12 protein-coding genes are annotated in these 13,386 nt (G+C 71.0%); 2 read left to right on the forward strand and 10 right to left on the reverse strand.

Going from position 1 to position 13,386, the window contains the following annotated elements; all coding sequences use genetic code 11:
- Positions 1-260 precede the first annotated feature (260 nt).
- Positions 261-1,052, forward strand: a complete 792-nt coding sequence (locus ACFHWT_RS18615; RefSeq protein ID WP_282234385.1) for a helix-turn-helix domain-containing protein — start codon at positions 261-263, stop codon at positions 1,050-1,052.
- Complete coding sequence (locus tag ACFHWT_RS18620) at positions 1,043-1,237, forward strand: DUF397 domain-containing protein (protein ID WP_416595937.1); 195 nt, start codon at positions 1,043-1,045, stop codon at positions 1,235-1,237. The genes ACFHWT_RS18615 and ACFHWT_RS18620 overlap by 10 nt, the downstream gene beginning before the upstream one ends.
- 28 nt (positions 1,238-1,265) lie before the next feature.
- Here the strand turns inward: ACFHWT_RS18620 and ACFHWT_RS18625 are convergent, their stop codons facing one another.
- From ACFHWT_RS18625 to ACFHWT_RS18670, 10 genes are all read right to left on the reverse strand, one after another.
- Complete coding sequence (locus tag ACFHWT_RS18625; RefSeq protein ID WP_416595938.1) at positions 1,266-1,802, reverse strand: hypothetical protein; 537 nt, start codon at positions 1,800-1,802, stop codon at positions 1,266-1,268.
- 85 nt (positions 1,803-1,887) lie between these two features.
- The gene (gene gatB / locus ACFHWT_RS18630) at positions 1,888-3,393 is read right to left on the reverse strand and encodes an Asp-tRNA(Asn)/Glu-tRNA(Gln) amidotransferase subunit GatB (RefSeq protein WP_416595939.1); all 1,506 of its coding nucleotides are present in this window, start codon (positions 3,391-3,393) and stop codon (positions 1,888-1,890) included.
- A gap of 67 nt (positions 3,394-3,460) precedes the next feature.
- A complete protein-coding gene (locus ACFHWT_RS18635; protein ID WP_416595940.1) occupies positions 3,461-4,093 on the reverse strand; it encodes a DUF4276 family protein in 633 nt (210 codons plus the stop codon).
- On the reverse strand, positions 4,093-5,484 hold the full coding sequence (locus ACFHWT_RS18640; protein WP_416595941.1) for an AAA family ATPase: 1,392 nt from the start codon (positions 5,482-5,484) through the stop codon (positions 4,093-4,095). The genes ACFHWT_RS18635 and ACFHWT_RS18640 overlap by 1 nt, the downstream gene beginning before the upstream one ends.
- 8 nt (positions 5,485-5,492) lie before the next feature.
- Positions 5,493-6,971 carry an Asp-tRNA(Asn)/Glu-tRNA(Gln) amidotransferase subunit GatA gene (gene gatA / locus ACFHWT_RS18645; RefSeq protein ID WP_416595942.1) on the reverse strand — a complete coding sequence of 493 codons (1,479 nt, stop codon included), beginning with the start codon at positions 6,969-6,971 and terminating at the stop codon, positions 5,493-5,495.
- 3 nt (positions 6,972-6,974) lie between these two features.
- Positions 6,975-7,274: an Asp-tRNA(Asn)/Glu-tRNA(Gln) amidotransferase subunit GatC gene (gene gatC, locus ACFHWT_RS18650; protein ID WP_123600383.1), complete on the reverse strand. Its 300-nt coding sequence runs from the start codon at positions 7,272-7,274 to the stop codon at positions 6,975-6,977.
- 81 nt (positions 7,275-7,355) lie between these two features.
- Complete coding sequence (locus tag ACFHWT_RS18655) at positions 7,356-9,551, reverse strand: putative bifunctional diguanylate cyclase/phosphodiesterase (RefSeq protein WP_416595943.1); 2,196 nt, start codon at positions 9,549-9,551, stop codon at positions 7,356-7,358.
- A gap of 232 nt (positions 9,552-9,783) precedes the next feature.
- On the reverse strand, positions 9,784-11,979 hold the full coding sequence (ligA, locus tag ACFHWT_RS18660) for an NAD-dependent DNA ligase LigA (protein ID WP_416595944.1): 2,196 nt from the start codon (positions 11,977-11,979) through the stop codon (positions 9,784-9,786).
- 105 nt (positions 11,980-12,084) lie between these two features.
- Positions 12,085-12,246 carry a hypothetical protein gene (locus tag ACFHWT_RS18665; protein WP_416595945.1) on the reverse strand — a complete coding sequence of 54 codons (162 nt, stop codon included), beginning with the start codon at positions 12,244-12,246 and terminating at the stop codon, positions 12,085-12,087.
- Positions 12,247-12,334: 88 nt separating this feature from the next.
- Positions 12,335-13,366 carry a methionine synthase gene (locus ACFHWT_RS18670; protein ID WP_416596005.1) on the reverse strand — a complete coding sequence of 344 codons (1,032 nt, stop codon included), beginning with the start codon at positions 13,364-13,366 and terminating at the stop codon, positions 12,335-12,337.
- Between the last annotated feature and the right edge of the window lie 20 nt (positions 13,367-13,386).

Here is a 13,386-nt window from a genome sequence, read left to right on the forward strand (position 1 = left end):
ACTCCACCTGACCCACTTCGAATACAAATACCTGACGGCAAGTCGCTGAGATCAGCTCAATTGATCTTTGTCATTCATTCTTGCACCACGCGTCCCCCATCGGGACGACAATGGACGCCTTCTCGAATTTCCCACTCCTCCACCCTGGACTTCCCCGCTTCCCACATGAAAGATGGGCTTTGCCCTCGTAGCAACAACATCCGTCACGGGGCAACCTCTGCCCACCACAAAGCAATTCTGTAGAGAGCTGGAGGAAACGAATGTCTGGAGCAGCGAGCGCATATCTGATAGCGGAGCTCCGCCGCCGCCGCGAGTTGGCCGGGCTCACCCAGGAGCAGTGGGGCGCCGCCCTGCACTGGTCGGCCCAGCACGTCAGCGCGGTCGAGCGCGGCGCCCGGCCGATCCGGCTCGACTACCTGGCCACCATCGACCGGGTCTTCAACTGCGACTACTCGACCCTCTGGGAGCTGCTGCTGCGCACCGAGCGGGCCCCGGTCTGGCTGCGCCCGTGGCTGGAGCACGAGCGGGAGGCAATCATGCTGCGCTGCTACGAGCCGCTGCTGGTGCCCGGCCTGCTGCAGACCGAGGCGTACGCCCGCGTCATCCTCACCCATGCCGGGGTGGCGATCGACGACGTCGACACCACCGTCGGCGACCGGCTCGGCCGGCAGGAAATCCTGCACCGCGCCGAGCGGCCGTGCCGCTTCGTCGGGGTGATCGACGAGGCGGTGCTGACCCGGGCGGTCGGCGGCCCGGCGGTGATGCGCGAGCAGGTCCTGGCGCTGATCGCCGCCTGCGACCGGCCCAACGTCTCGATCCAGGTGGTGCCGGCCGGGGTCGGTGCCTACCCGGGGCTGAACGGCCCGTTCACCCTGGCCAGCCTGGACGGCCGGGCGGCCGGCTTCGTCGACGGGCCGTTGGAGGGCCAGACCATCGAGTTGGAGGCCGATCTGACCAGACTGGAGCATGCCTGGGAGTCGCTGCGGGAGTACGCTCTGCCCAGCGAGCAGTCCGTGGCGTTGATGCAGGAGGCAGCCGACAGATGGGCATGACGACCGATCCTCGACCGGCCTGGCGGACCAGCAGCCGCAGCAACGGCACCGGCGGCAACTGCGTCGAAGTCGCCGACAACCTGCCCGGCCGGGTCCTGGTCCGCGACAGCAAGGACCGCACCGGCGGCAACCTCACCTTCTCCCCCGCCGCCTGGCGGACCTTCGTCAGCCGCACCGGCCGGTAGTCAGACCGGCAGGTAGCCCCGGGTCCGGTCACCTCGCCGAGCTCGTCCGCGTCCGCGTCCGCGTCCGCTCAGACTGTGCAAACCACGCCTGGGCGGACGCGGGGACGAGCAGGAGCACCACCAGGATCAGACCGACCGGCACCGACACGACACCGAGGATGATCGCGGTGATCAGCGAGCCGCGTCGGCCCTGCCACAGTCCGTGCATCACCGAGCCGAAAATGGCTCCGATGACCACGCCTCCGATGGACAGCGCCCAGAACTCGATCAGCACACCGAGGACGACGAGCGCGAGTCCCAGCGCGACGCCGAGTGCGTAGCCGGCAACGGCGATGATCACCGGCACTGGCGGAGTCCTGCGGCGAGCCTCCGAGTCGACGTCCGGTGCCGGCACAGCTGACGTCGACCGACCGGTAGTCCCGGACAACCGCTGGTCGGCAGCGGCGGCCGCGACCAGCCATTCGATCTCGGCGCGGCTCAGGTCGTACTGTCGCTCAAGCTCAGCGACGTCGCGGCCCGCCGTGTACTCCGCGACCACCCGCTCGTACTCGGCATCCCACTGCATGTACAGAAAGTAGCCGACTGCACCATTTTTCGATAGGCCAGGTCCGATGCCGCCGATCGGTCAGGGCGGCGGCACCGCACCACCATCAGCCCTGGGCGCCGAGGCGGGACAGGATCAGCTCCCGGACGGTACGCGCGTCCGCCTGGCCCCGGGTCGTCTTCATCACCGCGCCGACCAGCGCACCGGCCGCCGCCACCTTGCCGTCGCGGACCTTCGCCGCGATGTCCGGGTTGGCGGCGATCGCCTCGTCGACGGCGGCGGTCAACGCGCCGGTGTCGGAGACCACCTCCAGGCCGCGCGCGGTCATCACCTCGGTGGGCGTGCCCTCCCCGGCGGCCACCGCCTCCAGGACGGTACGGGCCAGCTTGTCGTTGAGCTTGCCGGCGTCGACCAGCCCCTGCAGCTCGGCCACGTGCGCCGGGGTGACCCCCAGCGCGGTCAGCTCCACACCGGACTCGTTGGCCCGGCGGGCCAGCTCACCCAGCCACCACTTGCGGGCACCGGCCGGGGTGGTGCCGGCGGCGATGGTTTGCTCGATCAGCTCGACCGCGCCGGCGTTGACCACCGACTGCATGTCGTGGTTGGTCAGCCCCCACTGCTCCTGCAGCCGCTTGCGGTGCACCCGGGGCAGCTCCGGCAGGGCCGCCTTCAGCTCGGCCACCCAGGCGGCGTCCGGGGCGAGCGGCACCAGGTCCGGCTCCGGGAAGTAGCGGTAGTCGGTGGCGGTCTCCTTGGACCGGCCCGACGTGGTGTCGCCGCTGTCCTCGTGGAAGTGCCGGGTCTCCTGCACGATCCGGCCACCGGCGTCGAGCACCGACGCCTGGCGCAGCATCTCCGCGCGTACCGCCCGCTCCACCGACCGCAGCGAGTTGACGTTCTTGGTCTCGGTGCGGGTGCCCCACTCGGTCTGCCCGACCGGGGTCAGCGACGTGTTCACGTCGCAGCGCAGCGAACCCTGCTCCATCCGCACGTCGGAGACGCGCAGCGAGCGGATCACGTCCCGCAGCTCGGTGACGTACGCGCGGGCCACCTGCGGTGCCCGGTCACCGGTGCCGGGGATCGGCTTGGTGACGATCTCCACCAGCGGAATGCCGGCCCGGTTGTAGTCGACCAGCGACTCGGTCGCCCCGTGGATCCGCCCGGTCGCGCCGCCGACGTGCAGTGTCTTGCCGGTGTCCTCCTCCAGGTGCACCCGCTCGATGCCGATCCGCACCATCTCGCCGTCGACCTCGACGTCGAGCCAGCCGTCCACGCACAGCGGCTCGTCGTACTGGCTGATCTGGTAGTTCTTTGGCATGTCCGGGTAGAAGTAGTTCTTCCGGGCGAACCGGCACCAGTCGGCGATCGAGCAGTTCAGCGCCAGCCCGATGCGGATCGTCGCCTCGATCGCCGTCTTGTTCGCCACCGGCAACGAGCCGGGCAGGCCGAGGCAGACCGGGCAGACCTGGGTGTTCGGCTCGGCACCGAACCCGGTCGGGCAGCCACAGAACATCTTGGTGTTGGTGCCCAGCTCGACGTGCGTCTCCAGGCCGATCACCGGCTCGTAGCGGGCGACGACATCCTCGTACGCGGGCAACGCGGTCGTGCTCATCACATGCTCCAACTCTGGGCGCGGCACCGAAGCGACCGCACCAGCCTAGTAGCCACCATCGTCGGGCTCATCGGTCCGCCCGGTAACCGAGCGCGGTCAGCGCGTCCCGGGTGTCGTCCCACCATCGCCGGTACGCCGGCACCTGCTGCAGCCTGTTCAGATCGACCAGCTCGCCCAGCTGGCCGAGGTGGTCCCCGACGGATCTGCTGACCCGGCGCGTCACGTCGTTGAGCATCTTCTTCGGGTCGGCGATCTGCTCCACCTGGCGTGGACGCCCCGGCAGGCCCATCTCGGTATCGGTCCACCGGACGCCGAGAGCGTTGCGCAGTGCCTGACCGTCGGCGAGCAGCCAGGCCTCGGTTTCCCGAACCGGCACCACCGCGACGAGTTGCTCCCGGCGGTCGACCCAACGCTTCCGGAGCGGTTCCAGCCACTCCCGGTGTACCCGTTCGGCGTTCGCGCCCTGGTCACGGTGAAAGAAGACAATCGTGAACCCACCGCCGCTGCGGTCGACCATGCTGATCACGTCGTCGATACCTGCCGGCCCGGTCCGGTCCCGCAGCGGTTGTACGTCGGCTACGTACACCGTTTCATCGAACTCGGTCAGGCACAGTCCTTCCAGTGAGCGTGCCAGCAGCCGGGGCAGGAAGCGGTCATCACTGAGGCCTTCGGAGATCAGTGCGGTTGAGAGGTAGCGCATCAGCGGTCCAGCGTCTCCAGAACCTCGAATTCGGCAATCTCTGCCTTGGTGACCACACCGCTGGGCCCTTCGAGATCCGACGCAAGCTGATCACCACCGATCAGGCGGCTACGGGTGATTCGGCTGCGCGGTTCACCCTTGCGAACCCGGGTCACCACGTCCAGGTAGACCGCATGGAGCCGTCCCCCGTCCTCGCCGCGTTCCAACGCCCGCAGGATCGCAGGCGAGTGGCTGCTCAGAATCAACTGGGTCAATCGATTGCCGTCCGCTTCGTCGCGCGGCTCCAACGACCGTTCGACCAGGGCCCGCAGGTACCGCACGAACTGGGCAAGCCGCTGCGGGAAGATGCCGTTCTCCGGCTCCTCGAAGCAGATCAGCCCGGCCCCACGCCGATCGTAGAGCGCGGCGAGCAGCGCGATCGCCCGCAGCGTCCCGTCAGAGGCGACCCGGGCCGAGAACGGTGCCTCGTCGCGGGTCAGCACTTCGACCTGACGCTGCCGACGCGCCTCGTCTTCGGCGAGGCGGACCCGGACCACTCCTGGTATCACTTCGGCCACGTCGGCGGAAAGGTCGTTCAACGCGCCCTCCGGCCGGTCATCGGTGCCCGTCTCCACCGCCAGATAGCGCAACGTGTTTGCCAGATGCGCCCCATTGGCGGCCAGGCTGTCCGAGTCGTCGTACGAATCCGGGGTGCGCAGAGCGCTCGGGTCCAGATGCAGCAGCCGCCACGACTGCAACTCCCGCTTCAGCGCGTACAGCAGCGGGAAGTCGGTGGCAGTGGTCAAACTGGACAGCACGGTCGCCGTCGCCGCCGTCGCCGGCAGCTTCCGCTTGCGGCCCTGGTTGCCCTGTTGCCGGATGCTGAAGACCGCGCGACCCTGCTCGTCCTGCTCAGTCTCCAGCAGCTCCCGGCCACCGCCGCGGTAACTGGCCACCTGCTTCCACCGCGGGATCAATGCCCGCAACGCGTCGTCGTCGGACTTGGGGATCCGGTACGCGGCCTCCCGCACCACGTACGGCCGACGGGTGCCGCTGCTACTGGTGAGCCGCAGCTCGATCGCCAGCTCGTAGCGCAGCCGGGAGTGGTTGACCTCGGCGGTGTCGCCGAACGCGTCGGTCACCGACGGCCCCAGCAGCACCTCGACCGCGAAGGTCATCACCGGTGTCTGGCTGCCGTCGGTGTGCCGATGGAACAGGTCGGGGACTTCCCCGCGCATCTGCTGGGCGGCCTCCAGCAGCGGATCGCCGGCCAACCGGGACAGTAACTGGATCGCGTCGAACAGATTCGACTTGCCGGCCGCGTTCCGCCCGATGATCACGAGAAACGGCGGCACGTCCAGCGTGAACTCGCGGAACGACTTGAAGCCGTCGATCTCGATCCGGGTCAGCACGTCGTGGCTCAGAGCTCCGGCGGGGTGAGGGTGCCGACCGCCGACTCCAGGGCCGCCGCGACCCGGTACATCCGGTCGTCGGCCATCGTCGGCGCCATCACCTGCAACCCGACCGGCAGCCCGTCGGCCAGCCCGCATGGCACCGAAATGGCCGGGCCGCCGTACAGGTTGGTCGGGATAGTGAACAGGTCGGCCAGATACATCTGGTACGGGTCGGCGGTGCGCGCCCCGAGCGGGAACGCCACGAACGGCGTAGTCGGCGAGATCAGCACGTCGACCTGCTCGAACGCGGCGGTGAAGTCGCGGGTGATCAGGGTACGGACCTTCTGCGCCTGCCCGTAGTAGGCGTCGTAGTAGCCGCTGGACAGCGCGTACGTGCCGAGCATGATCCGCCGCTTGACCTCGGGGCCGAAGCCCTGGTCGCGGGTCAGCGACATGACCTCTTCCAGGGACCGGTTGCCGTCGTCGCCGCTGCGCAGCCCGTACCGGACGCCGTCGTAGCGGGCCAGGTTGGACGAGCATTCGCTCGGCGCGATCAAGTAGTACGCCGGCAGCGCGTAGTCGAAGTGCGGGCAGGAGACCTCGACGACCTCGGCACCGAGCTTGGCCAGCGCGTCGACGGCGTCGCGGAACGCGGCCAGCACGCCCGGCTCGACGCCCTCGCCGGTGGCGAACTGGGTGACCAGGCCGAGGCGCACCCCGGTCAGGTCGCCGGAGGCACCGGCGCGGGCGGCTTCGACCACCGGCGGCACGGCGGCCGGGATCGAGGTGGAGTCATGCGGGTCGTGCCCGGCGATCGCCTCGTGCAGCAGCGCCGCGTCGAGCACGGTCCGAGCGCACGGTCCGGGGGTGTCCAGCGAGGAGGAGAAGGCGATCAGCCCGTACCGGGAGGTGCCGCCGTAGGTCGGCTTGGCGCCGACGGTGCCGGTGACCGCGCCCGGCTGGCGGATCGAGCCGCCGGTGTCGGTGCCGATCGCCAGTGGAGCTTCGTACCCGGCGACCGCCGCCGCGCTGCCGCCGCCGGAACCGCCGGGGATCCGGGTCAGGTCCCACGGGTTGTACGTCGGCCCGTACGCCGAGTACTCGGTCGACGAACCCATCGCGAACTCGTCCATGTTGGTCTTGCCGAGGATCGGCATCCCGGCGGCGCGCAGCCGGGCGACGATCGTCGCGTCGTACGGTGGCCGCCAGCCGTCGAGGATCTTCGACCCGGCGGTGGTCGGCACGCCCTTGGTGGTGACGACGTCCTTGACCGCGATCGGTACGCCGGCCAGCGGGCCGAGCGGCTGCCCGGCGGCGCGGGCGGTGTCGACGGCCTGCGCGGCGGCGAGCGCACCGTCGGCGTCGACGTGCAGGTAGGCGTGCACCCGTTCGTCGACGCCGGCGATCCGGTCCAGGTGGGCGCGGGTCACCTCGACGGCGCTGGTGTCACCGTCGGCGATCAGCCCGGCCAGCTGTGCGGCGGTCATCCCGGTGAGTTCGGACATGGTTCAGACCTCCTCGTCCAGGATGCGCGGCACCCGGAACCGGCCGTCCTCGGCGTCCGGGGCGGCGGCGAGCGCGGCGTCGCGGTCCAGACCGGGCACGACGACGTCGTCGCGCAACACGTTGGTCAGCGGCACCGAGTGCGAGGTGGGCGGGATGTCGTCGGCGGCGACCTCGCCGATCCGGGCGACGGACTGCAGGATGACGTCGAGCTGGCCGGCGAACGTCGCCAGTTCGTCCTCGGTCACGGCCAGCCGCGACAGTCGCGCCAGGTGCGCGACCTCCTCGCGGGAGATGGCGGCCATCTGCGCCCCCTTCGTACGGTGATCGAACGGTTGGCCCCGGATCCTCGCTCAGCGTGGCGAACCGGGCCGGACCCGACGAGTCTATTTCTCCGGCGGGCCGGCCGAGTCATCGGGCAGGCCGGGCGGGTCTGGCCGCCGGTCTGGCGGCCCGTCGGCCGAGTCATCGGGCAGGCCGGGTGGGACGCCGCGCGGGCCGGGGACCAGTGGACGGTACCGGGCCAGCCAGCTGACCAGTTCGTCGGCGGGCATCGGCCGGGCGTAGAACCAGCCCTGGGCGACGTGGCAGCCGAGCGCGTACAGCCGCCGCCAGGAGGCGTCGTCCTCGACGCCTTCGGCGACCACCCGCAGCCCGAGCGCCCGGGCCAGCTCGATCACCGAGCGGACGATGGCCGCGTCGTCGGTGTCGGCGGCCATGCCGAGTACGAACGAGCGGTCGATCTTGACTTCGGACAGTGGGAGCCGGCGCAGGTGCTGCATGGACGAGTAGCCGGTGCCGAAGTCGTCCAGGGCGATCGCCACCCCGATCGCGTCGAGCCGCGAGATGGTGGCCAGTACCCGCCGGGGGTCGGCCATCAACGCCCCCTCGGTGATCTCCAACTGGAGTTGCTCCGGTGACAGGTTGTAGCGGGTGAGCCGGTCGGAGATCTGGTCGGCGATCTCGCCGGTGTGCAGGTCCCGGACGCTGACGTTGACGGCTGCCCGCATGGTGATCCCGGCGGCGGCCCACTTGGCGATCTGCTCGACGACGTCGTCGACGACCCGGCGGGTGAGCAGGCGCATCACGGCGCTCTGCTCGGCGACCTTGATCAACTCTTCCGGGTCGACCATGCCGCGACGCGGATGCCGCCAGCGCAGCAGCGCCTCCACCCCGACCACCTCGCCGGTCGCGACCTCCACCTGCGGCTGGTAGTACATGGTGATCTCGCCGACGTCGTCGACCTCCCGACCGGAGTCGGCCGCGTGCGCGCCGTTGACGTCGAGCACCCGACGCAGGTCGGCGAGGAGGCTGAGCCGTTCGGGCGTGTTGTGGTCCGACTCGGCGGCGTAGACGGCGGTGCCGTCACCGGTGTCCTTGGCGTCGTACATCGCGACGTCGGCGTGTTGCAGCAGGGTGGCGAAGTCCCCACCGTGCTCGGGATAGAGGGCGATGCCCACCGATCCGCCGACGTCCAGCGGCAGACCGTCCAGGGCGACCGGCTCGGCGAGCGCGGTCACCACCTGATCGGCGATCTCCCGCGCCTCGTCCGCGCCGGTGAGCCGGGTGGCCAGGATGGCGAACTCGTCACCGCCGAGCCGGACCACCAGGTCCTGCGGCCGGACCACCATGGCCAGCCGCAGCCCCACCTCGACCAGCAGCCGATCGCCGACCAGATGCCCGAGCGCGTCGTTGACCCGCTTGAACCGGTCCAGGTCGAGCAGCAGCAGCGCCATCCGGGAGTCCGGCGCTCCGTGCCGCAGCGCGTCGGCGTGAGCCGGCACCTGATCGGCGATCTCGACGATCAGTGCCTTGCGGTTGGCCAGCCCGGTCAACGGGTCGAGCCGGGCCGACCGCTCCTGCTCGCTGGCCAGCGCGGCCATCCGGTAGACCGCGTACAGCGGCACCAGCACCAGTGGAATCAGCGCCGGGTCGACCTGTGCGGCGACCACCAACACCGGTCCGAGCAGCAGCAGCGATCCGGTGGAGGACAACTCGAAGCCGATGCCACGGCGGGCCGACCGCCACCACCGGCCGCCGAAGCGCAACCGGATCGCCAGGGTGACCGTGCTGTAGTTGACCGCCGACCAGGCGGCCGCCGCGCCGACCGCCACCGCGACGTCGCTCCAGGCCAGCTCCGCGGTGCCGGCGAAGGCACCCGGCCCGGCCAGCCCGGCCACCGCCGCCGCGGCGGCGAGCGCCAGCGCGTACTGCGAGCTGTTGAACAGGGCCCGCCACGGCACGTGCCGGGCCCGCCAGGCGAAGACCGCCACCGCGACGGCCTGCACCGCGACCGCCGGGCCGAGACCCCAGGCGAGCAGGATGGCGAAGGTGAAACAGACCGACGGGAAGACTTCGGATCGGCGCCGCCGGCCGGGTGGGGTGAACGGTCGGGCGTCGCCGAGCACCGCGAGCAGGGCCATCAGCCAGAATGCCGCCGGCAGGTCGGAAATCTGGGCGGGCAGGTTCAGCAACGGTACGGCGCAGACGGCGAGCGCCGCAGCGGTCACGCCGCCGACAAAGCCGAAGAACCCAGGCGCGCGTTCCGAAGGAACGGAGTTCCGCAATGCCGCGGCCTCCATCTGCCCTCCCGTCGCGCTCCCGTGGCCCGCTTCGCCGACTCAGCACGAGCCGGGCGTCCCGCCGACGTCCTACACCTTAAGGAGGGACGGCCGGCGGGTCAGGAGCGAAGCGCGGTCGTGACTGATTTGAGACGCGGTCGGCGAATGCCCGACGCGGGGTTTCCTGGCCGCGTCGAGAAATGGCGTCCGCCAATTGCCGGAGCTAGCGGCGATGGTCCGCGCCGGATCACCGCTAGCTGGCGGCGGCGGGCTCGGTCGCGTCGGCGGGTTCCGCGGACGCGGATGCCTCGGCGGGCTCGGCCGGCTGATCCGGTTCGTTGACGGCGACGGCCCGGGCCGCGTCCACCCCTTCCTCGAGGAGCACGCCGAAGCCTGCCTCGTCGAGCACCGGGACACGCAGCGAGACGGCCTTGTCGTACTTCGATCCCGGGCTGTCACCGACCACCACGAAGCCGGTCTTCTTCGACACCGACCCGCTGACCTTGCCGCCACGGGACTGCACCGCCTCGGCCGCCTCGTCGCGGGAGTAGCCGGCGAGCGAACCGGTGATCACGACGGTGACGCCGGCCAACGGGCGCGGCGCCTGGTCGTCACCGGCTTCCTCGACCATCCGCACGCCCGCCGCGCGCCAGCGCCGGACCACCTCCTGAGCGTGCGGGGCGGCGAACCAGTCGGCGGCGGCCGCGGCGATCACCGGACCGACCCCGTCGACGTCGACCAGTTGCTCCTGGCTGGCGGCTGCGATCGCGTCGATCGCGCGGAACTCGCGGGCCAGCGCCTGGGCGGCGACCGGGCCGACGTGCCGGATGGAGAACGCGACGATGATCCGCCACAGCGGCCGTTGCTTGGCCTCGGCGAGGTTGGCCAGCAGTTTCTTCGCGTTCTCGGTCAGCTCCCCGCTCTGGTTGCGGAAGAACTCGACTCCGGACAACCGATCGGCGTCAAGATCGAAAAGGTCGCCGATGCTCTGCACGGCACCGGAATCGACCAGGGCGATCGCGGACCGCTCCCCCAGCGCCTCGATGTCGAGAACACCGCGACCGGCAATGTACTCCAGCTTGCGGGTCAACTGCGCCGGGCAGTCGAGATTCGGACACCGGATGTCGGCGTCACCTTCTTTTTCGTAGCGCAGCTCGGTGCCACACTCCGGGCACTCGGTCGGCATGACGAACTCGCGCTCGGCGCCGGTCCGCAGATCGACGACCGGGCTGACCACTTCTGGAATGACGTCGCCCGCTTTCCGCAGGACCACCATGTCGCCGATCAGTACCCCTTTGCGGGCCACCTCTCCGGCGTTGTGCAGGGTGGCGAAGCCGACCGTCGAGCCGGCCACCTTGACCGGGTCGAGCACCGCGTACGGGGTGACCCGCCCGGTCCGCCCGACGTTGACCTTGATGTCGAGCAGCCGGGTGTTGACCTCCTCCGGCGGGTACTTGTAGGCGATCGCCCAGCGCGGGGCGCGACTGGTGGAGCCGAGACGGCGCTGAACCGACACCTCGTCGATCTTGACGACCACGCCGTCGATCTCGTGCTCCACCTCGTGGCGGTGCGAGGCGAAGTGGGCGATGAAGTCACGTACCCCGTCGCGGTCGCCGACCACCTGCCAGCGTTTGCTGATCGGCAGCCCCCAGTCGGCCAGCTGCCGGTACGCGTCGGACTGGCGTACCGGCTCGAAACCCTTGCGCGCCCCCAGACCGTGCACCACCATGCGCAGCCCGCGTCCGGCGGTGATCCGGGGGTCCTTCTGCCGCAGTGAGCCGGCGGCGGCGTTGCGCGGATTGGCGAACGGCGCCTTCTCCTGGGCGACCAGGCTGGCGTTGAGCTCGTCGAACGCGGCCACCGGGAAGTAGATCTCGCCGCGCACCTCCAGCAGCTCGGGTGCCTCGCCGGCCAGCCGCTCCGGGATCTGCCGGATGGTCCGCACGTTGGGGGTGATGTCCTCGCCGACCCGGCCGTCGCCCCGGGTGGCCGCCCGGGTCAGCACCCCCCGCTCGTAGGTGAGGTTGACCGCGAGGCCGTCGACCTTCAGTTCGCACAGGTAGTTGACCGGGCCACCGGCGTCGCGCTCCACCCGGTCGGCCCAGGCGGTGAGCTCGTCGTCGTCGAAGGCGTTGTCCAGGCTCATCATCCGCTCGGCGTGGTTCACCGGGGCGAACTGGGTGGCGTAGGCGTAGCCCACCCGCTGGCTGGGCGAGTCCGGCGTGCGCAGCGACGGATGCCGCTCCTCAAGCTGGTTCAGCTCCCGGATCAGCTGGTCGTACTGCCCGTCGGAGATCTCCGGCGCGTCGAGGACGTGGTAGCGGAACTGGTGGCGATCGATCTCCTCGGCGAGCGTGGCGTGCCGCTCCCGGGCGGCCGCGTCGGGCTCCTCACCGGTCTGCGCCTGCTGGGCGGCGCTGACCTGCTGCGGAACGACTTCCTCGGACACCGGCTGACCTCCGTGTTCAGATCTACCTGCGCACCGTATCGGTCGGCACCGACATTCGCGGATACCGGCCGGCGGGCCGACGCAGTCACCCGCGTGGCGGACCGGTCACCCGCCCTGAACGAGGTTGAACACGGCCACCCCGGCGCACCACAGGAAGCACAGCACGAAGACCACCACCAGCACGGCGACGATCAACCCGCGGTACATCCGCCACCAGCCGCGCCGACCGGCGGCCGGGTCACCGTCGCTGTCACCGTGGTAGCTCATCGCCACCAACGGTAACCGCTGTTTCCCGCCCGGCGCGCCGTTCCGCCCGCCGACGCCGACGGCACTCCACCGCCGGCCGCCGGCCGGGTCAGCCCTCGGCCAGCCGCCGGCCGGCGTCTCGGCAGGCGGCGAGCGCCGCCCGGGCGTACGACATGGTCGCCCCGGCCAGCCCGCACGCCGGGGTCACCACCACCTGGTCGGCGGCCCGCTCCGCCGGAAACCCCAGCTTTGACCAGAGGGTACGGACCTGTCCCGCCGCCCGCGCCGAGGTCGGTGCCGCCGCGCCGGACGCCACCCCGGTAGCCGGCACCACCCCGGCGAACAGCCCCATCCCGGCGTCGATCGCCTCACCGACCGGGTCCAGGTCGGTGAGCAGGTCCAGGTCGGCGGCGATCGCGACGGCTCCGGCTGCCCGCAGCAGACCCACCGGCACACCGGCGGCGCAGCAGTGCACCACCACCGGCACACCGACGCCGGTGATCACCTCGGCGAGCAGGTCCCGGACGGTGCCGGCGGCGACCGCCCGGTAGGTGTGCAGACCGCTGTCGGTGCGCAGCGTCCCGGCCAGCACGGCGGGCAGCGAGGGTTCGTCGAGTTGGAGCAGCAGCCGCGCACCCGGCACCCGGCGGGACACCTGCGCGACGTGCTCCCGCAGGCCCTCGGTGAGCGAGGCGGCCAGGTCATGTACGGCACCGTGGTCGCGGACCAGCCGCCCGCCGAGGCCGAAGTCGAGAGCGGCGGCCAGCGTCCACGCCCCGGCGGCCTGCAGTTTGAGGGACCCGGTATAGCCGTCGGCCTGCTCGGTCAGCTGGTCGAGGTCCCGTTCCCGCAGGTCGAGTGCGCGACGCAGGTCCCGGCCGGGTCGGGCGGCGACCCGCCACCGACCGGCGTACAGCTCGACCGGCAGGTCCACCAGGAAGGTGGCACCGCGCCCGATCATCTCCGCGCCCGGCCCACGGGCCGGCAACTCGGGCAGATGCGGCAGGCCCGGCAGTTCACCGAGGACGATCCGTTGCGCCTCGGCGACGTCGGTGCCGGGCAGCGATCCGATCCCGCTGGCGGCACCCGCCGGCCAGGGCCACGGTGTGTCCGCCGCCGGGGCGGCCGGCTCCGGTCCCAGCGGTTCACTCGGGTCGGTCA

The organism is Micromonospora sp. LOL_021 (assembly GCF_048060215.1).
Classification (GTDB): Bacteria; Actinomycetota; Actinomycetes; order Mycobacteriales; family Micromonosporaceae; genus Micromonospora_E.

Coding starts and splice junctions, on each gene's coding strand:
- ACFHWT_RS18615 (WP_282234385.1), top strand. CDS start 261: ATGTCTGGAGCAGCGAGCGCATATCTGATAGCGGAGCTCCGCCGCCGC.
- ACFHWT_RS18620 (WP_416595937.1), top strand. CDS start 1,043: ATGGGCATGACGACCGATCCTCGACCGGCCTGGCGGACCAGCAGCCGC.
- ACFHWT_RS18625 (WP_416595938.1), bottom strand. CDS start 1,802: ATGCAGTGGGATGCCGAGTACGAGCGGGTGGTCGCGGAGTACACGGCG.
- gatB (WP_416595939.1), bottom strand. CDS start 3,393: ATGAGCACGACCGCGTTGCCCGCGTACGAGGATGTCGTCGCCCGCTAC.
- ACFHWT_RS18635 (WP_416595940.1), bottom strand. CDS start 4,093: ATGCGCTACCTCTCAACCGCACTGATCTCCGAAGGCCTCAGTGATGAC.
- gatA (WP_416595942.1), bottom strand. CDS start 6,971: ATGTCCGAACTCACCGGGATGACCGCCGCACAGCTGGCCGGGCTGATC.
- gatC (WP_123600383.1), bottom strand. CDS start 7,274: ATGGCCGCCATCTCCCGCGAGGAGGTCGCGCACCTGGCGCGACTGTCG.
- ACFHWT_RS18655 (WP_416595943.1), bottom strand. CDS start 9,551: ATGGAGGCCGCGGCATTGCGGAACTCCGTTCCTTCGGAACGCGCGCCT.
- ACFHWT_RS18665 (WP_416595945.1), bottom strand. CDS start 12,246: ATGAGCTACCACGGTGACAGCGACGGTGACCCGGCCGCCGGTCGGCGC.